Annotated in this window: 18 protein-coding genes and 2 tRNA genes; 11 read left to right on the forward strand and 9 right to left on the reverse strand. The window is 72.2% G+C overall.

Going from position 1 to position 20,020, the window contains the following annotated elements:
• Positions 1–9: 9 nt before the first annotated feature.
• Positions 10–1,386, forward strand: coding sequence for a hypothetical protein (locus ABGB14_RS12985; RefSeq protein ID WP_347643868.1), 1,377 nt, complete (start codon positions 10–12; stop codon positions 1,384–1,386).
• Positions 1,387–1,391: 5 nt separating this feature from the next.
• Here the strand turns inward: ABGB14_RS12985 and ABGB14_RS12990 are convergent, their stop codons facing one another.
• The 5 genes from ABGB14_RS12990 to ABGB14_RS13010 are packed head-to-tail and all read right to left on the reverse strand — an operon-like array spanning position 1,392 to position 6,527.
• Positions 1,392–1,916, reverse strand: a complete 525-nt coding sequence (locus tag ABGB14_RS12990; protein ID WP_347643869.1) for a hypothetical protein — start codon at positions 1,914–1,916, stop codon at positions 1,392–1,394.
• 57 nt (positions 1,917–1,973) lie between these two features.
• Entirely contained in the window at positions 1,974–3,749 is a 1,776-nt protein-coding gene (locus ABGB14_RS12995) for a serine/threonine-protein kinase (protein WP_347643870.1), read from the reverse strand.
• A 39-nt stretch (positions 3,750–3,788) separates the two neighbouring features.
• Entirely contained in the window at positions 3,789–4,631 is an 843-nt protein-coding gene (locus tag ABGB14_RS13000) for an aminotransferase class IV (RefSeq protein WP_347643871.1), read from the reverse strand.
• A gap of 1 nt (position 4,632) precedes the next feature.
• Positions 4,633–5,643 (reverse strand): chorismate-binding protein, encoded by a 1,011-nt coding sequence (locus tag ABGB14_RS13005; protein ID WP_347643872.1) that lies wholly within the window; start codon positions 5,641–5,643, stop codon positions 4,633–4,635.
• Positions 5,610–6,527, reverse strand: coding sequence for a LysR family transcriptional regulator (locus ABGB14_RS13010; protein ID WP_347643873.1), 918 nt, complete (start codon positions 6,525–6,527; stop codon positions 5,610–5,612). Before ABGB14_RS13010 ends, ABGB14_RS13005 begins: the two co-directional genes overlap by 34 nt.
• A 57-nt stretch (positions 6,528–6,584) precedes the next feature.
• Between ABGB14_RS13010 and ABGB14_RS13015 the strand changes: the two genes are divergently transcribed.
• Positions 6,585–7,757 carry a Rid family hydrolase gene (locus tag ABGB14_RS13015; RefSeq protein WP_347643874.1) on the forward strand — a complete coding sequence of 391 codons (1,173 nt, stop codon included), beginning with the start codon at positions 6,585–6,587 and terminating at the stop codon, positions 7,755–7,757.
• Here the strand turns inward: ABGB14_RS13015 and hutH are convergent.
• From hutH to ABGB14_RS13030, 3 genes are read right to left on the reverse strand one after another with little or no spacing between them, the layout of a single operon-like run.
• Positions 7,749–9,299 (reverse strand): histidine ammonia-lyase, encoded by a 1,551-nt coding sequence (gene hutH / locus ABGB14_RS13020; RefSeq protein ID WP_347643875.1) that lies wholly within the window; start codon positions 9,297–9,299, stop codon positions 7,749–7,751. The genes ABGB14_RS13015 and hutH overlap by 9 nt on opposite strands.
• A 16-nt stretch (positions 9,300–9,315) precedes the next feature.
• Positions 9,316–10,023, reverse strand: a complete 708-nt coding sequence (locus ABGB14_RS13025; RefSeq protein ID WP_347643876.1) for a helix-turn-helix transcriptional regulator — start codon at positions 10,021–10,023, stop codon at positions 9,316–9,318.
• Positions 10,024–10,072: 49 nt separating this feature from the next.
• On the reverse strand, positions 10,073–10,624 hold the full coding sequence (locus ABGB14_RS13030; RefSeq protein ID WP_347643877.1) for a hemerythrin domain-containing protein: 552 nt from the start codon (positions 10,622–10,624) through the stop codon (positions 10,073–10,075).
• Between the two features lie 113 nt (positions 10,625–10,737).
• On the opposite strand from ABGB14_RS13030, the gene ABGB14_RS13035 reads away from it, so the two are divergent.
• The 4 genes from ABGB14_RS13035 (at position 10,738) to ABGB14_RS13050 (ending at position 12,979) form a co-directional block, all read left to right on the forward strand.
• Positions 10,738–11,934, forward strand: a complete 1,197-nt coding sequence (locus tag ABGB14_RS13035) for a hypothetical protein (protein ID WP_347643878.1) — start codon at positions 10,738–10,740, stop codon at positions 11,932–11,934.
• Between the two features lie 29 nt (positions 11,935–11,963).
• Positions 11,964–12,686, forward strand: a complete 723-nt coding sequence (locus ABGB14_RS13040) for an SDR family oxidoreductase (RefSeq protein ID WP_347643879.1) — start codon at positions 11,964–11,966, stop codon at positions 12,684–12,686.
• A gap of 80 nt (positions 12,687–12,766) precedes the next feature.
• Positions 12,767–12,838: transfer RNA gene (locus tag ABGB14_RS13045), tRNA-Gly, on the forward strand.
• Positions 12,839–12,904: 66 nt separating this feature from the next.
• Positions 12,905–12,979 (forward strand) — tRNA-Val (locus ABGB14_RS13050).
• A gap of 79 nt (positions 12,980–13,058) precedes the next feature.
• On the opposite strand, the gene ABGB14_RS13055 is transcribed toward ABGB14_RS13050, so the two are convergent.
• Positions 13,059–14,231 carry a serine hydrolase domain-containing protein gene (locus tag ABGB14_RS13055; RefSeq protein WP_347643880.1) on the reverse strand — a complete coding sequence of 391 codons (1,173 nt, stop codon included), beginning with the start codon at positions 14,229–14,231 and terminating at the stop codon, positions 13,059–13,061.
• Between the two features lie 307 nt (positions 14,232–14,538).
• Here ABGB14_RS13055 and ABGB14_RS13060 point away from each other — a divergent pair, with 307 nt between their 5' ends.
• The 5 genes from ABGB14_RS13060 (at position 14,539) to ABGB14_RS13080 (ending at position 20,000) form a co-directional block, all read left to right on the forward strand.
• The gene (locus ABGB14_RS13060; protein WP_347643881.1) at positions 14,539–16,911 is read left to right on the forward strand and encodes a LuxR C-terminal-related transcriptional regulator; all 2,373 of its coding nucleotides are present in this window, start codon (positions 14,539–14,541) and stop codon (positions 16,909–16,911) included.
• A 112-nt stretch (positions 16,912–17,023) separates the two neighbouring features.
• Positions 17,024–17,503 (forward strand): hypothetical protein, encoded by a 480-nt coding sequence (locus tag ABGB14_RS13065; RefSeq protein WP_347643882.1) that lies wholly within the window; start codon positions 17,024–17,026, stop codon positions 17,501–17,503.
• 42 nt (positions 17,504–17,545) lie between these two features.
• The gene (locus tag ABGB14_RS13070; RefSeq protein ID WP_347643883.1) at positions 17,546–18,121 is read left to right on the forward strand and encodes an epimerase; all 576 of its coding nucleotides are present in this window, start codon (positions 17,546–17,548) and stop codon (positions 18,119–18,121) included.
• A gap of 115 nt (positions 18,122–18,236) precedes the next feature.
• Positions 18,237–19,331: an LLM class flavin-dependent oxidoreductase gene (locus tag ABGB14_RS13075; protein ID WP_347644345.1), complete on the forward strand. Its 1,095-nt coding sequence runs from the start codon at positions 18,237–18,239 to the stop codon at positions 19,329–19,331.
• A gap of 39 nt (positions 19,332–19,370) precedes the next feature.
• Complete coding sequence (locus tag ABGB14_RS13080; protein WP_347643884.1) at positions 19,371–20,000, forward strand: FMN reductase; 630 nt, start codon at positions 19,371–19,373, stop codon at positions 19,998–20,000.
• Positions 20,001–20,020 lie beyond the last annotated feature (20 nt).

Raw genomic sequence — 20,020 nt, forward strand, 5'->3', positions numbered from 1 at the left:
GAATGCGCGTTGATCTCTGCCAAGCTGCGCGGAGCGTTGCTGTGTACGGTCATGCTGCTGGCCTCCGCGTGCGCCGGAGTCCCGCTGGGGGGCATGCCCGAAACGCCCGCAGGGTCGTCGCAGGAGACCGGCGCTCCAGCAAGAACCACCGCGGACGGCGTGATGAAGAGCGACAATGTGGAACACGTCGCCAACATTCCGAGAACTGCCCCGTTAAACGGTTCGGAAGACCTCAATACGGACCTCGCCTTCCAGGGCGACTACGCGTACATGGGCAACTTCGGCGGGTTCACGATCTACGACATCAGCGACCCGACGAAGCCGCAGATCGTCAGCCAGGTGTCCTGCCCGGCGCAGCAGAACGACGTCACCGTCTACGGCGACCTGCTCATCCTGTCGATCGACGAGCCGCGCAGCGGCCCGGAGTGCGACTCCCGCGATGACCGCCGCAGCTGGGAAGGTCTGCGCATCTTCGACATCAGCGACAAGAAGAGCCCCAGATACGTCAGCGCGGTCCAGACCGACTGCGGCTCCCACACGCACACGATGGTCCCCGCCGGGGAGACCTTGTACGTGTACGTCTCCTCGCCGGGCCCGGAGCCCGAGTCGGAGACCTGCCAGCCGCCCCACGAGCTCATCCAGATCGTGGAGATCCCGGTGCAGGACCCGCAGTCGGCGAAGATGGCGGCGAAGCCGGACCTCTTCCCTGAGCGCTCCAACAGCGAGGGCGGCTCCGGCTGCCACGACATCACCGCCTACCCGGAGAAGAACGTGGCCGCGGCCGCCTGCTTCGGCGACGGTGTGATCATGGACATCACCGACCCGGTCGAGCCGAAGGTCGTCCAGCGGCTGAACGACCCTGAGAACTTCCAGATCTGGCACTCGGCGACGTTCAACAACGACGGCACCAAGATCGTGTTCGGTGACGAGCTCGGCGGCGGCGCCATGGCCACCTGCGACAGGAACACCCCTCCCACGAAGGGCGCGGACGCCGTCTACGACCTGATCAACGGCCAGTTGGAGCGGCGCAGCTACTTCAAGATCCCGAGGGAGCAGCAGCCGGACGAGAACTGCGTCGCCCACAACGGCTCCCTGATCCCGGTGCCGGGCAAGGACGTCATGGTCCAGTCGTGGTACCAGGGCGGGGTGTCGATCTGGGACTTCACCGACTCCGCCAACCCGAAGGAGATCGGCTTCTTCGAGCGCGGGCCCGACGAGACCGGCGGCACCGTGGGCTCCTGGTCCGCGTACTACTACAACGGCTACATCTACTCCAGCGACATGCGCCAGGGCCTCGACGTGCTGCGGATCGACCATCCGCTCACCGACCCGGCCAAGCAGGTCAGGATGGACGACTTCAACGTACAGACGCAGAAGTCTTACTGAAGGGTTCAGTGCGCCTCGGTGGCCCCCCAGGACGGCCAGCAGTGCTTCGACCGCGCCGCCGCGCCCGCGATGGCGGCGCCGTCGAGCCGCACGATCTCGAGGCCGATGCCGGCCCACGGCCACTCCATGGTGAGGACGAAGTCCTCCGGCGGCGGCAGCGGATGCAGCCACAGGGGCGTCTGGTAGAGGGTGAACGTCGCGTCGCCGCGCACGCCGCCGGGAAACCAGGAAAGGCTCGGCGGCGCGCAGTGGTGGTCGGCGTCGGAGGCGACTTCGGCGCCGTCCGGATAGCGCAGCGTGATGTGCAGCGACGTGCTCTCCTCGCCGGAGAACGCGGAGTCGAGCTGCAGCGCCAGGCCGCGCGGCGCCGCGGCGTTGCGGGCCACGACGTCGATGTTCAGCAGGCAGCCGGTGTCGAAGGCCTGGATCATCGGCAGCAGGACGGCTAGGGCGGGGGTTCGGGCGAGCACACGCTCCACCGTGACGATGGCACCCATGGTGGAGATCGGCGGCACCGGGGCTGTCTCCATGTCCCTCATCATCGCCGCAGGACGCGCCTGAGGCGATCCCGTGGCGCGTCCGGATCGCTAGCCGGGTGCGGCGATCTCCCCCTGCCGCCAGCCCCCGAACGTCGTGGAGTAGGTGGAGGCGAGCTCGGTGCCGCGCACCTCGGTCACCCAGGAGAGCACGAAGAGCCGGGGACGGTTCTGCCGGTCCAGTTCCAGCTGCCAGTTGATCCTGGTGCCTTTGAGCTCGCTCGTCTTCCAGGCGGCCATGCCCGCGAGCCGCTCCTGGATCGCGCCGGGCGCCTTCTCCGCGGGCAGGCTGCCGGAGTAGCGCAGGCCGGCCGCGTCCACCCGCTCCGTGCGCCCCACCAGGTCGAGGATGACGCCGATTCCCGACATGGTGACGACCATGTCGAGGTAGTCCTGGCCACGCGGCTCGCGCTCCCCTTGCGGTTTCCCGTCGACGAACAGCTCGGTGGAGCCCTCGGACAGCACCATGGTCACGTCCATCGCGGGCTCGCCGGCGGGGGTGACGGTCATGGCGTAGGCGCAGTTCTGCGGGCTGAAGCTCACCTCGGGATGGAACCGGATCCGGCCGCGCGCCTTCGCGGCGAACTCGCTCTGCGTCAGGGCGCCGTCGAAGGTCAGGTCCGCCATCGGCTTCACCGTGATCGCGCTCTGCATCGCGATCACGATGTCCTGCCCTTCCGGCCGCGGCGGGACGACCGTGCGCTCGGGTGGCGCGGTGGCGCTCGGCGAGCGGTCCTGCGCGGCCGGGGTCGCCGAGCCCGCGGGGGTGGTGGACGTCACGGAGCCGCTCGCGTCCGGGCTCCCCGCGGCGTCGGGGCCGGCGACCCGCCCGCCGGATGCCGGGCCCCGGGCCGAGCGCCACCACAGCACGCCTCCCGACACGGCCCCCGCACCCGCGACCGCGCCCGCCCCGAGCAGCAGCGCCCGCCGCGACACCCGGCCTCGCCCTCCGCCCGCAGCCGCCCGCGCTCCCCTGCTGAGCTCCGCCTCGGCGGCCCGGTCGTCCGGGGTGCGGCTCTCCGGCGCGGGTGCGGCGCTCGCGCCGGGCGGGTCCGGGGGCTCGCCGAGAAGTTCCAGCAGGACCGTACGGGCGCCGGGCCGGGCGGAAGGGTCCTTGGCCAGGCAGCGCGCCACGATCCCGCGCAGCGGCTCGGGCAGCCCGCCGAGGGCGGGCTCGCCGTGCAGGATCCGGTACGCCACCGCCGCGAACGTGTCGCGCCCGAACGGCGGCTCACCCGTCGCCGCGAACGTCATGGTCGAGCCCCACGCGAACAGGTCGGCCGCGGGCCCGACGGTGTCACCGGACAGTTGCTCGGGCGACATGTACGGGGGCGTCCCCGAGGGCGAACCCGCCGTCGTGGTGGCGTCCGCCAGCCGGGCGATGCCGAAGTCGATCACCCGTGGCCCGTCGGGGCCCAGCAGCACGTTGCCGGGTTTGAAGTCCCTGTGCACCACGCCGGCCCGGTGGATGGCGGCCAGGGCGGTGACGGTGCCGATGGCCAGCCGGGTCAGCGCGGCGCCACGCACCGGCCCGGCCGTCGCGAGGGCGGGGCCGTCGATGTACTCGGCGGCGACGTAGGGAGGGTCGTGGTCGAGGTCGGCCACGATCACGCGCGCGGTGCAGAACTCGTCGACCATCCGCGCGGCGGCGAGCTCGCGGGCGAAGGCCCGGTCGATCCCGCCGGTCATCACCTTGACGGCCGCCTGGCCGGAGCCGGGCGACTCGCCCAGGTAGACGATGCCCTGCCCGCCCTGGCCGAGACGGCCCACGATGCGGAACTCTCCCACCGCCTCGGGATCTCCCGGGCGGAGCGGATCGACTGCCACGTATGCCTCACACGATCAGTTGTGAGGCATGACCTTAGCTCATGGGTCGAGGTCGGCGGCAGAGCGTTCTGCGAAGATCCGCATGGCCTTGGTGGTGATCGGACCGGGCGCGACGGGCAGCTCGGTGTCGTCGACCCGCCTGATCGGCTGCACGTCGCGGGTGGTGGAGGTGAGGAAGGCCTCCTCGGCTTCGTAGAGGGCCGTCAGCGGGATGTCGGCCTCTTCCGCTCCGCACCATTCGAGGACCAGCGCCCTGGTGACGCCCGCCAGGCAGCCGGACCCCAGGGTGGGGGTGAGCAGGCGGCCGTCGCGCACGACGAAGACGTTGGAGCCGGTGCCCTCGCACAGGTGGCCCGCGAGGTTGCCGAAGACGGCCTCGCCGCCGCCGCGCTGCTTGGCGTACAGCAGGGCCTTGGCGTTGTCGCCGTAGGACGTGCTCTTGACGCCGGCCAGGGCGCCGCGCTCGTTGCGCGGCCACGGGACGACGGTGACGTCGGCGGCGGCCGGGAACGGCTTCTGCTCGCCGACGATGACGACGGACGTGGTGCCCTGGTCGCCGCGGTCGGAGCCGAGCGGGCCGGGGCCGCTGGTGTAGGTGACGCGGATGCGGCCGAGCGGCCAGGCGGGCCCGTTGGCCGTCGCGGCGGCCAGGAGCTTGCCGATGCCGTCGGCGATGGCCTCGACGTCGGGCTCGGGCAGGTCCATGCGCTGTGCTGAGAGCCTGAGCCGGTCGAGGTGCCGGGTGAGCGCGAACGACTCGCCCTTGACGATCTTGATGGTCTCGAAGACGCCGTCGCCCACCATCAGCCCGTGGTCGAACACCGACACGGTGGCCTGAGCGGGGTCGATCAGCTCCCCGTTGACCCAGACAGGGATGTTCACTTCAGTCTCCTCCTGTGGATGCCAGTGCGATGAGCCTGGCTGCCTTGAGCTCGGTCTCGTGCCATTCGCGCCCGGGGTCGCTGCCCCAGGTGATGCCCGCGCCCGTGCCGAACCGGATCTCGCCGCCCGCGAGCCAGAACGTCCTGATGCCCACGGCCAGCGCCGCCGTGCGCCGGTCGGCGTCGACCCAGCCCACGGCCCCACAGTACGGGCCCCGGGGGGCTGGTTCGAGCTCATTGATGATGCGGACCGCCGACGACTTCGGCGCGCCCGTGACGGACCCCGGCGGGAACGTCGCGGCGAACAGCTCGGGCCATCCCGCACCCGGGGCCAGCCTGGCCCTGACGGTGGAGACGAGGTGGACGAGGCCGGGGTGCTCCTCGACCGCGCACAGCGCGGGCACCTCGACGGATCCGACGTCGGCGACCCTGCCGAGGTCGTTGCGGACGAGGTCGACGATCATGACGTTCTCGGCGTAGTCCTTCTCCAGCAGGTCGGCCGCGGTGACGCCGGTGCCCTTGATGGGCCGGGACTCCACGACGTCGCCGTCGCGCGACAGGTAGAGCTCGGGCGAGGCCGACACCACGCTCAGCCCGGGCACCTGGATCACCGCGGAGTGCGGCGCGGGGTTGCCGGACGCCAGGCGGGCGGCCAGCGCGAGCGGGTCGGCGTCGGGCGGGGCGGGCGCCGACAGGATCCGGCAGAGATTGGCCTGGTAGACCTCGCCCTGCTCGATGAAGGCGCGGATCGCCCGCACGCCGCTCTCGTAGGCGGCGCGGTCGAGCGAGCTGCGCCACTCGCCTCGGCGGGGCCCGTGCCAGGGGCGGGCCGGCGCGGGCAGGGGCGCCCGGCGCACCCGGTCGAACCGGGCGCACGTCACCTTGCCCTCGTAGTCGACGACGACGGCCCACCAGCCCTGGCCGTCGAGGGCGGCGAGGTCGGTGGTCACGTCGCGCAACTCCGTCGCGAGCACGCCGCCTAAGCAGGCGTATCCGTCGTGCACATCTGCCATTCTCCCAGCATCCCGGCCAGCTCGAGCGCGGCGGGCAGCGGGGTGCCGGGCAGGGCCGCGTACACCTTGCGCGCGGGCGCCGTGCCCCGCAGCGGCCGCAGCACCAGGTCGCGCGGCACGGCCCTGGCCGCCAGCTCGGGCACCAGCGTCACGCCCAGCCCGGCGGCGACGAAGCCGAACTTGCCCGACCATTCGGCCACCCGCAGCCCGGTGCGCGGCGTGAACCCGGCCGCCGCGCACGCCGTCACGAGGAGGGTGGGCTGCCCGCGCGGGGCCGCCTCGATCCAGCTCTCCCCGGCCAGGTCGCGCAGGTCGACGTCATGCTCGGCGGCCAGCCGGTGGTCTCCGGGCAGCGCGACGAGCAGCCGGTCGTCCAGCAGCGGCACCGTGCCGGCGACGCCGGCGGGCAGCCCGGAGGGGTAGTCGCTGATCACGGCCACGTCCAGCGTCCCGGCGTTCAGCCCGTCGACCAGCCGCGCGCTGAGCCCTTCTGTCAGCCGCAGGTCGACGCCCGGGTGCCGGTCGGCGAACCGCCTGAGCGTGGCGGGCACGAGGCCGACGTTGGCCGTGGCGAACGCGCCCACCCGCAGGACGCCGCCTCGCCCGGCGTGGATGGCGGTCAGTTCCTCGCCCGCCCGCTGGAGCCGGTCGAGCACGGCGACGGCGTGGCGGTGCAGCGCCTCGCCGGCGGGCGTCAGGCGTACGCCCCTGGCCAGGCGCTCGAAGAGCGGCCCTCCTGCGGCGCGTTCCAGCGCGGCGACGCGACGGGAGACCGCGGACTGGGTGTAGCCGAACAGCTCGGCGGCGGCGGTGAACGAGCCGCTCCTCGCGACCTCGTCGAAGAGCCGCAGCGTGGCGGCGTCAAAGGCATTCGTGTCAAGCATGGCTGATATGCAATCTAGTCGGTGGTGGAATGCCTCGCTCCCCGCTTCACTGAGCGCATGATTGCTTTTCTCGGACAGGGGCGCATGGGAGCGCCGATGGCCCGGCGGCTCGTGGAGGCCGGGCACGAGGTACGGACGTGGCGGCGCGGCAACGGCGTCACCGCCGCCGCGGCGGTGGACGGCGCCGGCCTGGTCATCACGATGCTGAGCGACCCGGCCGCGGTGCGCGAGGTGGTGACCGCGGCCCTGCCGGGGCTGCGGCCCGGCACGACCCTGGTGGAGATGTCGACGATCGGCCCGGAGGCGGTGCGCGAGCTGCGCGCGCTGCTGCCGGCGGAGGTGGGACTGGTGGACGCGCCCGTGCTGGGCAGCGTGGGCCCCGCCGCGTCCGGGGCCCTCACGGTGCTGGCCGGCGGCGACGTGGCAGGGTGCCGAGAGGTGCTGTCGACGTTCGGGCGGGTCAGGGAGCTCGGCCCGCTGGGGACGGGCGCGGCCATGAAGATCGCCGTCATGAGCGCGCTCGTGCCCGTCCAGGTGCTGCTGGCCGAGACGTTCGCGTACGGCGGCGCGCACGGCGTGGACCGCGACGCGCTCGTCGACGTGCTGGCGGACACCCCGCTGGGCGTGGCGGCCGAGCGGCTGAGGGCTCCTTCCTGGGAGACCCGTTACTCCCTGGCCCACGCCGCCAAGGACCTGGAGCTGGCCGCGTGGCACGGGGCCTGGATGAGCGCCGCCGCCAGGACGCGGCTGCAGGATGCTCGGGCGGCCGGGCTCGGCGAGCGGGACGTCACCGCCATCGCGGAGCACGTCGCGGGCCCCGCGGCCGGATCCGGCGCGCGGCGGGCGGTGCCGCTCAACCTGGCGACCGTCCCGGCCACGAACGGCATGTACTCGCACGCCGTCCGCGCCGGCGACACGCTCTACGTCTCCGGCCAGGCCGCGTTCGACGAGCGGGGGAACATCGTCGGCGCGGGCTCCATGACGGCCCAGGCCGAGCACGTGTTCCAGGTCGTGGCCCGCATCCTCGCCGATCAGGGCGCGACGTTCGACGACGTCGTGTTCATCAGGACGTACCTGACGGACATGGACGACCGCGTGGCGTACGGGCGGGTGCGCAGGAAATACATCACCGGCACGCCCCCGGCCAGCACGACCGTCGAGGTGTCGAAGCTGTTCATGCCGGGGTTGCTGCTGGAGGTGGACCTGATCGTCGCCCTGCCGTCACGCTAGGGGGCCGGTCACCGACTCGGCGGCGGCCACCACTCCCCCGTCGGCGACCAGGCGCACGGCGGAATCGATCTCCGGCGCGAGGAACCGGTCGGGGCCGGGGGCGGGGACGGTCTCGCGCAGCGCGCCGAGCACGGCCGCCGTCGCGGGCGCGGGCTCCAGCGGGGCGCGCAGGTCGATCGCGCGGGCGGCGGTGAGCACCTCGACGGCCAGCACGCGGGTCAGCCCGTCCACGGACCTGCGCAGCTTGCGCGCGGCCGACCAGCCCATGGAGACGTGATCCTCCTGCATGGCCGAGCTGGGGATGGAGTCGACGCTGGCCGGCACGGCCAGCCGCTTGAGCTCGGAGACGATGGCGGCCTGGGTGTACTGGGCGATCATGTGACCGGAGTCGACGCCGGGGTCGTCGGCCAGGAACGCGGGCAGCCCGTGGTTGCGGGCCACGTCGAGGAACCGGTCGGTACGCCGTTCGGACATGGAGGCCAGGTCGGCGGCCACGACGGCCAGGAAGTCCAGCACGTAGGCGATCGGGGCGCCGTGGAAGTTGCCGTTGGACTCGACGCGGCCGTCGGCCAGGACGGCGGGGTTGTCGACGGCGCTGGCCAGCTCGCGCCCCGCCACGGTGGCGGCGTGCGCGATGGTGTCGCGGGCGGCGCCGGCGACCTGGGGTGCGCAGCGCAGGGAGTAGGCGTCCTGGACGCGGGTGCAGGCCTCTGGGTCGCGATGGCTCGCCATGATGCCGGAGTCATGCAAAATCTTCGTCATGTTGGCTGCGGACAGGGCCTGGCCCGGGTGCGGTCGCAACGCCTGCAACTCGGGCGCGAACACCCGGTCGGTGCCCAGCAGCGCCTCCACGCTCATCGCGGCGCTCACGTCGGCGGTCCTGACCAGCCTGGTGAGGTCGTCGATGGCCAGGATCAGCATGCCCAGCATGCCGTCGGTGCCGTTGATGAGCGCCAGGCCCTCCTTGGCGGCCAGCTCGACGGGGTCGATCCTGGCCTGCTTGAGCGCCTCGGCGGCCGGCAGCAGCGCGCCGGAGGCGTCACGCACGACGCCCTCGCCCGTCAGCGTGAGCGCGACGTGCGCCAGCGGCGCCAGGTCACCGGAGCAGCCGAGGCTGCCGTATTCGTGCACGACCGGCGTGATGCCCGCGCTGATGAGCGCGGCCAGGGTCTTCGCCGTGACCGGCCTGATGCCGGTGTGGCCGGTGGCCAGCGTGTGCAGGCGCAGCAGCATGAGCGCGCGCACGACCTCGGTCTCGACCTCGGGCCCGCTGCCGGCCGCGTGCGAGCGCACCAGGGAGCGCTGGAGCTGGGCACGCAGCGCCGGGTCGATGTGCCGCGTGGCCAGCGCCCCGAACCCCGTCGAGATGCCGTACGCGGGGGTCGGGCTCTCGGCGAGCTCGTCGACCCGCTGGCGGGCGGCGGCCATGGCGGCGACCGCGTCGTCGGTGAGGCGCACCGGGGCGCCGTGGCGGGCCACCTGGATGACGTCGCGGAAGGTCAGGGGCTCAGGGCCGACGTTCACGACTCCGTTGTCGCGCATGGTGTCTCTCTCGCTGCTAGGTAACCGGCGTACCCGATGTTAGCTCCTTACCAGCGAACAACGCCGACAGCCCCTCCCTGCCCTCCTCGGTGAGGACGACGGCCCTGGGCACGGCGCCCCGGCGGAACCAGCCACGCTCCAGCAGCACTCCCGTGATCGCCGCCCCGAGCGCACCGCCCAGATGCGCCCTGCGCTCGGTCCAGTCGAGACATTCAGGGGCGAAACGCCTCCTGGACCCGCGGGCGCCGGCCACGTCCACGCCGATCCCCGACAGCAGCCGCTCCCCCGCGTCCGTGAGGTCGTACGCGGCGTAGTAGCCGCCTTCCCGCAGCCGGTCCAGCAGGGCCACGCCCGCCCGCCCCGCCAGGTGGTCGTAGCAGGTGCGGGCCTCCTCCAGCAGGCGGGCCTGCCGGGACTGGCGCAGCGAGCGCACGGGCGGGCGCCCGCTGATCCTGGCCAGCGTCTCCAGCACCTCGGCCACCTCGTGCCCGGCCAGCCGGTAGTAGCGGTGGCGGCCCTGGCGCACGACGTCCACCAGCCCGCCGTCGAGCAGCCTGGCCAGGTGGGCGCTCGCGGTGGCGGCGCTCACCCCGGAGGTCCTGGCCAGTTCCCCCGCCGCAAGCGCGCGCCCGCCGAGCAGCGCCGTGAGCATGGCGGCCCTCGTCGGATCGGCGATGAGCGAGGCGACGGGCGCGACGTCGGCGTCACGTGCGACGAACTCCATGCCTGCGACGTTAGTACGACGACATTTCGCCCGTCGTCGAAAGGTGCCGTCAACGCCTGCCGAGAGCCTTGCCGATCATGTCCCGGGCCCGGTCCATCAACGCCAGGGGCGTCCCCACCAGCATGTTCCTGGCGACGGTCTCCGTGCCGGGGTGCGGGCGCACGGGCGCCAGGGCCTCCGCCGCCCGTACCGCCGCCGCCATGGCCCGCCGCTCGACCATGGAGGTGTGCGCCCGCAGCTTGACGAACTCGTACCGCTCCTCGCTGCGCGCGTGCGCGGTCACGGCCGTGCGCAGCTCGGCCAGCCGGTCCCAGAACTCCGGATGATCCACCCCGTCCTTGTGCAGCTCGACGAGGAGCCGCTTGGCGCGGTTCTCCTCCTGCAGCCGGTCGGCCACCACGCCCTGGCCGTTGTCGAGCTTCCTGCGCGCGTACGGGTGCACGATCTCCTCCTCGGCGGTCTCGTGCACGCACAACATGCGCGTCAGCCGGTCGAACGCCTCCTCGACCTTGTCCGGAGGCGCCTTCTCCACCTCGTCGAACAGGTCTCTGATGCGGCCGTGCTGGGCCGTCAGGAGATCGATGACATCGTGTTCACCCACGGGTGCGCCCCTACCCCCGCTCCCGTGCGGCCACGCGCCCCCTTACCGAACACGGGCGGTTCGGGGACCGAACGCGGAGGTTGCCAGGTCAGGCCACGGGTACGCGCTGCGGCATGGCCTTCGACCCACTGCAGGAGCGGGGCGTCCCGCTGGACGAGCAGGTGCGTGACTGGCGCGAGCTGGACGTCACGCCCATCGACGCCGACCGCTGCGATCCGTACACGCGGTGCCGGATCATCACGATGAACGGCATCGAGGTGGAGGCGATGATGTTCAGCCACCACCTCGCCCGCCACTGTCCCGACGTGGAGCTGAAACAGCAGCTGGCCCGCGTGCGTTACATCGAGGCGCAGCAGCAGAAGGCGGTCAACTGGCTGCTGCCCGGATCGGCCTCGGTGCTGGAGACGACGATCGCGTACGAGCAAGTGGCCGTCGACCTGACCGCGTGGGTGGCCCGGATGGAGCCGGACGCGTATCTGAAGCAGGCCTACGAGTTCGGCGTGCTGGAGGACTTCGACCACCTCTACCGCTACGCCAACCTCTACGAGATGATCGAGCACCGCAAGGCCGAGAAGATCGTCGACCAGCTCACCGAGGTGATGCCCGGGCGGCCGACCTACCTGCACCACCGCGACCCCGTCGACAACGTACGCGAGCCCTACGACCGGCGCAGGACCGAGCCGCTGTCGCGGCTGCACGCGCTGACCGTCATGTCGGCCGAGCAGCAGACCATGAACTTCTACATGAACGTCGGCCCGATGTACATGGAGCCCATCGCCCGGCAGCTCTACCAGGAGATCGGCCTCGTCGAGGAGGAACACGTCACCCACTACGAGTCGCTGGTCGACCCCGGCGAGAGCTGGTGGGAGATGCTGCTCAACCACGAGTACAACGAGTGCTACCTCTACTACTCCTTCATGGAGACCGAGTCCGACCCCAAGGTGAAGAACATCTGGGAGCTCCACCTCAACATGGAGCTGGAGCACCTGCGGCTGGCGGCCGAGCTGTTCAAGCGGCACGACGGCCGCGACCCCGACCAGGTGCTCGCGCCCGCGCTGCCGCCGCCGGTGACGTTCGAGCCGAACAAGCAGTACGTCCGCGATCTCCTCGCCACCCGGATCGACCACACCACCCTGGGCACCGGCTACGTGCGGGAGGCCCACGAACGCTTCCAGAAGATGCAGGAGGCGATCATGGGCGGCGAGAAGGCGCCTTCCGAGCGGGTCGTCGACGACAACCGTGCCATCACCGGCATGGAGTACCGCCTGGAGACCGAAGGGCCGCATCCCGCGGGCCTCCGGCTCAGGTGACGACGAGCCCGGCCACTAGAGTCGGGCCCATGTCAGTCGCCCTCGTCACCGGCGCGTCGCGCGGCCTCGGAGCCGTCATCGCGCGCAGGCTCGCCGCCGACGGCCTGGCCGTCGCCGTCAACTACCGCTCCAACGGCGCAGGCGCCCAGGAGGTCGTCTCCGCCGTACGGGAGGCGGGCGGCACCGCGGCGGCGTTCGCCGCCGACGTCACCGACGAGGCCGGGGTCACGGACCTGGTGGCCGCCGTCGCCGAACGACTGGGCCCGGTGGACGTACTGGTGGCCAACGCGACCGGCCCGCAGCCCTCCGTCGCCGTCGAGGACCTCACCTGGCAGTCGCAGCTCGACCAGCTGACGTTCTTCGTCAAGAGCCCCACCTTGCTCGTACGGGCGGTGCTGCCCGGGATGAAGGAACGCGGCGGCGGCCGCGTCATCCAGATCGGCTCCGACATCGTCGACCGCAAGCTGCCCGGCATGTCCGCCTACATCGCCGCCAAGAGCGCCCAGCACGCGATGACCCTGGCGTGGGCCCGCGAGCTCGGCCCGTACGGCGTCACGGTCAACATCGTCGCCCCCGGCTGGATCCCGGTCGAGCGGCACGCGGGCCTCGACGAGAGCGGCTACCGCGCCGAGGTGCCGCTGGGCCGGATGGGCACGCCCGGCGACGTGGCGGCGGCGGTGTCCTACCTCGCTTCCGACGGCGCCGCCTTCGTCACCGGGCAGTGCCTCACCGTCAACGGCGGCCACACCTGACCTGGGCGGATCTCCTCAGTTTGGGGACCAGGCCGGGATTCGCTAGAGTTCTCTCGTCGCCCGGCGCGAGCGGGGCACACGCGGAAGTGGCTCAGTGGTAGAGCATCACCTTGCCAAGGTGAGGGTCGCGGGTTCGAATCCCGTCTTCCGCTCGGAGCTTGTGGCTCGGTGGCGTGCCCGAGAGGTGGGGCGGTGGCCTGCGTCTCCTCGCCACGCAAGGACGATTAGCTCAGCGGGAGAGCGCTTCCCTGACACGGAAGAGGTCACTGGTTCAATCCCAGTATCGTCCACCAGACATCATGGGGCGGCGTTGCGCCGTCCGCGCGTTACCGAGGCCTCGCCTGGGCAGGGCGTGCCGCCGCCAGGACGTTCTCACGCCTGCCGTCCGCAGAGGGCGGCGGTCGCGGCCTGCTGCAGGGCGGCGATCACCCGCTGGTAGTCCACACCGAAGAAGTCGCGGTGCGTGACCGACAGGGACACATGCCTCCGCCCGTCCTCGGAGTGCAGCGACTGGGTGGAGAAGCCCTGGATGCCGCCGTCCTTGCCCCACACCGTCATCCCGCACCGCAGGGTCAGCCGCATCAGGCCCAGACCGTCCCTGCCGCCGTCGGGGCTCCCGGTCGCGACGGTGGTCTTCATGGCCGCCAGTTGCTGAGGCGGGAGCAGCTCTCCACCGAGCAGGGCGGCGAAGAAGCGGTTGAGGTCACCGGTGGTCGAGATGATCTCACCGGCGGCTCCGGCCCAGGACGGGTTGAGGCGCGTGACGTCGGCGGATCGTACGCCCCCGCCGGGTTCGGCGACCTTGAGGTAGCCATGGGCGTGGGGTCCGGGGATCGCCGTCCGCGTGCCGGGGACGGACGTGTGCCTGAGCCGCAGCGGCCGGAGGACGCGCCGCTCGACCTCCTCCGCGTAGGTGTGCCCGGTGACCTTCTCGATGATGAGGCCGGCCAGGACATAGTTGGTGTTGGAGTAGTGCCAGCCGGTCCCGGGCGGGAAATACGGCGGGCGGCCGGTGGCCATGCGTACGAGGCGCTCCGGCGTGTACGTGGCGAAGCGCACCTTGGTGAGAAATCGCTCGCCCTTCATGGGCAGCGCCTCGGTGTCCTCCAGGTATTCGCGCAGCCCGGAGGTGTGGTTGAGCAGCTGGCGGACGGTGATGTCGCGGCCGCCGGGCACCAGGCGGGGCAGGTGCCGTTCGATCGGGTCGTCCAGGCCGACGCGCCGCTCCGCCACGAGCTGGAGCAGGACGGTGGCGGTGAACGTCTTGGTGGTGCTGCCGATGCGGAAGCGGCCGCGCGCGGGCACGGGCTGCCGCCCGCCCAGCTCGGCGGTGCCGCTGACGCCGCGCCACCGCCCCCGCGCGTCGACCACCTCCGCCTGCGCGCCGACCGCCCCCGCCTCGACGATGGCGTCAAGTGAGCGCTGCAGATCAGCGCGCGTGCCCGTCGCGGCGCCGCTCTGCGCCGCCGGAACGAGTGCCAGGGCCAGCGCGGCCACGGGGACGAGGCGCCACGCACGGCGCGTCCTGTACGTGCTCGATCTCATGGAAGACCCCCTGAACGTGTCACGTGTGGTGTCGTGGGTGAGCCGCATCGGGTGCGTCACGGACGCGGTGGCCCGGTCCGGAGAGCTCTCATCACGCCGCACCACGCTAGGAAAGGCGCCGCCGCGCCGCCTCCCCCGGCTGGGGGAGGGAGCGCCGCGCCCCTGGACGAGCCGGCGGGCGGCAACGGCCATCTCACCGTGCCGGACACAGCCTCTGAATCGGCCGGCACATAACGTGGTTATGTCTGGTCCTTATGGGGCAGCCTGATCCGCTGGCGCAACCCGTTTCGAGGCAATGGTGACTGTGGTGACGACCCTCAACAAGCGGCGCCCGGTGTCACGGCTGCCGGTCGAGGTGACGAGTTTCGTGGGGCGCCGGCACGAAGTGGCCGAGGTCCGGCGAGTCCTCGGCGCGGCCAGGGTGGTGACGCTGACGGGCGTCGGGGGCGTCGGCAAGTCCCGGCTGGCCCTGCGGGTCGCCGCGGAGGTCCGGCCGGCCTTCCGCGACGGTGTCTTCCTGGTCGAGCTGGCCGGGCTGGAGAGCCCGGCGCTCCTGCCCAGGGCGCTGATCAGCGCCCTGGAGATCCGGGACCAGTCCTCGCGCCCGCCGATGGACACGCTCATCGACCGGCTGCAGGACCATCAGATTCTCGTGGTCCTCGACAACTGCGAGCACCTCCTGGACGAATGCGCCCTGATCGCCCAGACGATGGTTCGCTCCGTCGCCGGCCTGCGGATCCTCGCCACCAGCCGGCAGGCGCTGGGCATCGAGGGAGAGCAGGTGCTGGCCGTGCCGACGTTGTCGCTGCCCGAGCCGGACCTCCCGGGGCCGCGCGGGGGCTCCTTCACCACCCACCCGGACGCGGTGCGGCTGTTCGCCGACCGCGCCACGGCCGTGCTGCCCGGCTTCGCCGTCACCGAGTCCAACCGTGAGGTCATCGAGCGGATCTGCCGCCACCTGGACGGCATCCCGCTCGGGATCGAGCTGGCGGCCGCGCGCCTGCGGTCGCTCTCCATCGAGCAGCTGATGGCCCGCCTGGACAACCGGTTCCAGCTGCTCACCGCGGGAAGGCGGGCGGTGCTGCCGCGGCAGCAGACGCTGCGGGCGCTGATCGACTGGAGCCACGGCCTGTGCACCGAGAAGGAACAGCTGCTGTGGGCCCGCGCCTCCGTGTTCGCCGGCGGTCTCGACCTGGAGGCGGCCGAGGCGGTGTGCTCCGGCGACGGCATCGACCGCGACGAGGTCATCGATCTCGTGACGGGGCTGATCGACAAGTCGGTGCTGGTCCGCGACGACCGCTCCCCCGCGGCGCCGGCCGTCCGCTACCGGCTGCTGGAGACGATCAGGCAGTACGGCCGCGAGCGGCTCGTCGCCCTGGGCCAGGAGGCGGCGCTGCGTCGGCGGCACCGCGACTACTTCCGCGGCCTCGCGGCCGGATACCGCGCCAACGTCTTCGGGCCCTCGCTGGTGACCTGGTCCGCCAGGCTGCGAGCCCACCACGCCAACCTGCGCCGGGCTCTCGAGTACTGCTTCGCCGACCCCCAGGAGGCCCCGGCCGGCCTGGCCATGGCCGCCGACCTGTTCCACCAGTGGGCGGCCGGAGCCTACCTGGGCGAGGGTTGCGACTGGCTGGACCGAGGGCTGGCCGCGGCCGGCGAACAGGACGAGGTGTACGCCAGGGCCCTGTGGTCCCGCGCGTGGCTGTCCATCATCCAGGCCGACGTCGACTCCGCCGAGACGATGTTGCGCGAGGCCGGGGCGATCGGCGCGAGGCTCGGCGACGAGTCGGCGCAGGCGTACGCGACGCTCTGCTCCGGAATGATCAAGATGTACCGGGGCGACCCCGGGTCAGCCGTCACCTGCTACGAAAGGGCCGGGGCCCTGCACCGGGCGGTGGGCGACCTCATGGGGCTAGCGCTCTCCCTCGTCTGGACCTGCCTGGCCCGCTCCTTGCGGGGCGACTCGGCAGGCGCCCTCTCCGCGGGCGAGCAGTGCGTCGTCCTCTGCGACACCCACGGCGAACGCTGGGTCAGGTCCTACGCGCACTTGGCGCTCGGCGTGGAGACCTGCCGGCACGGCGACACCCGGCGGGCGGCGGCGTACGCGAAGGAGAGCCTGCGGTTCCAGCGGACCATCGACGACCTGCTGGGCGTCAGGTTCAACATGGAGGTGCTGGCGTGGATCGCCGCCACCGAGGGGCGGCACGAGCGGGCGGCCGTGCTGCTGGGCACGCTCAGGACCGTCCGCCGGATGATCGACGTCATGCCGCTCGAATACGTCTACGTCCTGCGCCACTACGACGACTCCGAGGCGCGCACCCGCGAGGCGCTCGACGAGGCGGACTTCGAGGAGGCCGTCAGGCGGGGATCCCGGCTCTCCTACGACGAGGCGCTCGCGTACGTCCTGGAAGAACATCCGCCCCGGGAAGGCGCGCCCCGCGCCGGTGCGTCCCGGCCCGGCGCGTCCCAACCACACAGGGCCGCGTCGGCGCAGCCGCTGACGCGTCGCGAGATGGAGATCGCCCGCCTCGTGGCCCAGGGCATGAGCAACAAGGAGATCGCCGCCACCCTGGTGATCGCGCAGCGCACCGCCGAGGGGCACGTCGAGCACATCCTGACCAAGCTCGGGTTCACCTCCCGCACCCAGATCGCCATCTGGGTCACCGACCAGGAACGGTGATCCTCGGGCGCGCCTTCGCCCCGTAACGGGCCCTTTGTCACATATGCGCGGCGTAGTGCGTCTTATGGATAGACCCGTTCTCAGCCGACCTTCCTGTACGAGGTGATTCCCCTTGCCGCCCACTCCGGACGCCTCCTACGCCGACCCGGAATCCCTGCGGATCGACGTCGGCGCCAGCGAAGGGCTGATCTCGACGGGCCCGCGACTCCTGCGCACGCTCCCGTCGTTCCACGGCTCGATCTACCTGCGGCCGGCCGGTTCGCTGGCCGGCTTCGCGCTGAGATTCCCGCTGCCGCTGCTCGACCGCGAAGAGCTGGTGTGGGAGGCGGTGGAACTCGGTGCGGGCCGGCTGCCGCAGGAGGTCAGCGGGCAGGGCACCCTGCGGCTGGGGCGGCGGCAGGCCTTCGGGCGCGTGTCGGGCGTGTGCGCGGAGGTGCCCGGAGGGCGCTCCGGCCGCCCGTACCTGAAGATCGTGCTGGAAACGCGGCTGCCGTCACTGGCGCTGCGCTGGCCGCCCGAAGCCCGGCACCGGCTGCGGCAGGCCAGGCTCAGGCTCTTCACCGAGATCCGCCCGGACCCGATGAGAAACTAGGGAGCCACCGGGGTCGAGGCCGGAGCGGGGGGCGAGCCAGGCGTGAAGGTGATCCTGTTCGGGGCGGCCGGGACGGTCGGGCGCGGGGTGCTCCGCCAGTGCCTGCTCGACGACCGGGTGACCGCGGTGCTCGCGGTCGGCCCCGCCCCGACGGGGGTCGTCCATGACAGGCTGCGCGAGATCGTGCGCGCCGACCTGCTCGACCTGGCGCCGGTCGAGGCCGGGCTCCGCGGCCACGACGCGTGCTTCTTCTGCCCGGGCGGCCCGGGACGCCCGCGCGCCGCGGGCGAGACGCTCGCGCGGCTCAACCCCGGTTCGGCCTTCGTGTACGTGTCGGGGGCCAGGGTCGACCGCGCGACCGAGGAGGCGCTGCTCGCGCTGCCGTTGCGGTCCTACGTGTTCCGGCCGGGCCCGGTCCGGCAGGAAGGCGGCGGCACGGCGAGGACCGGGCTCCACCGGCTGGCGTACATCGTCGTCCGGCCGCTCTATCCCGTCCTGCGGAGGGTCCTCCCCGCGACGGCGACCACGCCCGGGCAGATCGGCCGGGCGATGATCACGGTCGCCGAGCGCGGCGCGCCCCGGCGGGTGCTCGGGCCCGCCGACATCAACGCGCTCTGACCCGGCCTCCCGTGCCCACGGCTCGTCCGCGGCCGATGGCGGATGATGGAATATCGGGACGGGCTTCGGCGCTACCCTTATCGTCAAATGTTCAACAGTCATGGACGGGACTAAAGTGCAGTTCGGGATCTTCAGCGTGGGCGACGTGACCACCGACCCCACCACGGGCCGGACGCCGACCGAGCGCGAGCGCATCAAGGCGATGGTGACGATCGCGCTCAAGGCCGAGGAGGCCGGCCTCGACGTGTTCGCGACGGGTGAGCACCACAACCCGCCCTTCGTGCCGTCCTCGCCGACCACCATGCTCGGCTACATCGCCGCCAGGACGGAACGGCTGATCCTGTCCACGGCCACGACGCTGATCACCACCAACGACCCGGTGAAGATCGCCGAGGACTACGCCATGCTGCAGCACCTGGCCGACGGCCGGGTGGACCTCATGATGGGCCGGGGCAACACCGGCCCGGTCTACCCGTGGTTCGGCCAGGACATCCGGCAGGGCATCCCGCTGGCCATCGAGAACTACGCGCTGCTGCACCGGCTGTGGCGCGAGGACGTCGTCGACTGGGAGGGCCGCTTCCGCACCCCGCTGCAGGGCTTCACCTCGACGCCGCGCCCGCTCGACGGGGTGCCGCCGTTCGTGTGGCACGGCTCGATCCGCACCCCCGAGATCGCCGAGCAGGCCGCCTACTACGGCGACGGCTTCTTCGCCAACAACATCTTCTGGCCGAAGGAGCACTTCATCCGCCTGATCAACCTCTACCGGCAGCGCTACGCCCACTACGGCCACGGCACGCCCGAGCAGGCCATCGTCGGGCTGGGCGGCCAGGTGTTCATGCGCAGGAACTCGCAGGACGCGGTGCGGGAGTTCCGCCCGTACTTCGACAACGCGCCCGTGTACGGCCACGGGCCGTCGCTGGAGGAGTTCACCGCGGAGACGCCGCTCACGGTGGGCAGCCCGCAGCAGGTCATCGACAGGACGCTGGAGTTCAGGGAGCACTTCGGCGACTACCAGCGGCAGCTGTTCCTCATGGACCACGCGGGTCTGCCGCTGAAGACGGTGCTGGAGCAGATCGACCTCCTCGGCGAGGAGGTCGTGCCGGTGCTGCGCGAGGAGTTCGCCAAGGGCCGCCCCGCCGAGGTGCCCGGCGCCCCGACCCACGCCTCCCTGCTCGCGGCGAAGGACTCCGGCGCGCCCGTCACCGCCTGACCCCGATTCCCCGAAGGACTTCTGGAAGGACCGACGTACATGAAGCTCGCCATCGTCACGGCCGGACTGACGCAGCCCTCCTCCACCCGCCTGCTCGCCGACCGCCTCGCCGAGGCGGCGCTCCGGCAGCTGGAGGAGCGGGCGGAGCCGGTGGACGTACGCGTGATCGAGCTGCGCGAGCTGGCCGTGGACGTCGCCGGCGCGTTCGTGGCCGGCTTCCCCAACGCCCGGCTCAGGGGGGCGATCGAGGAAGTGACGGAGGCCGACGGGCTCATCGCGGTCACGCCGATCTTCAGCGGCTCGTACAGCGGCCTGTTCAAGAGCTTCTTCGACGTGATCGACAACTCCGCGCTGGAGGGCAAGCCCGTGCTCATCGCCGCCACCGGCGGCACCGCCCGCCACTCGCTGGCGCTGGAGCACGCGCTGCGGCCGCTGTTCGCCTACCTGCGCGCGATCGTCGTCCCGACGGCCGTCTACGCGGCGTCGGAGGACTGGGGCGGCGGTGGCGACGCCTTCACCGACGGCCTCGGCGAGCGCGTCGCCCGCGCGGCGGGCGAGCTGGCCGGGCTCATGGAGAGCCGCGCGCCCCGGCGGGACGACGCCGAGGAGGTCGTCCCGTTCGAGCAGCAGCTCGCGGCCCTGCGCCCGGCGAACGGCCAGGTCCGCTGACCACCTCGGGAGCGCGGACC

It is taken from the genome of Nonomuraea sp. B10E15 (genome assembly GCF_039871615.1).
In the GTDB taxonomy this organism is placed as follows: domain Bacteria; phylum Actinomycetota; class Actinomycetes; order Streptosporangiales; family Streptosporangiaceae; genus Nonomuraea.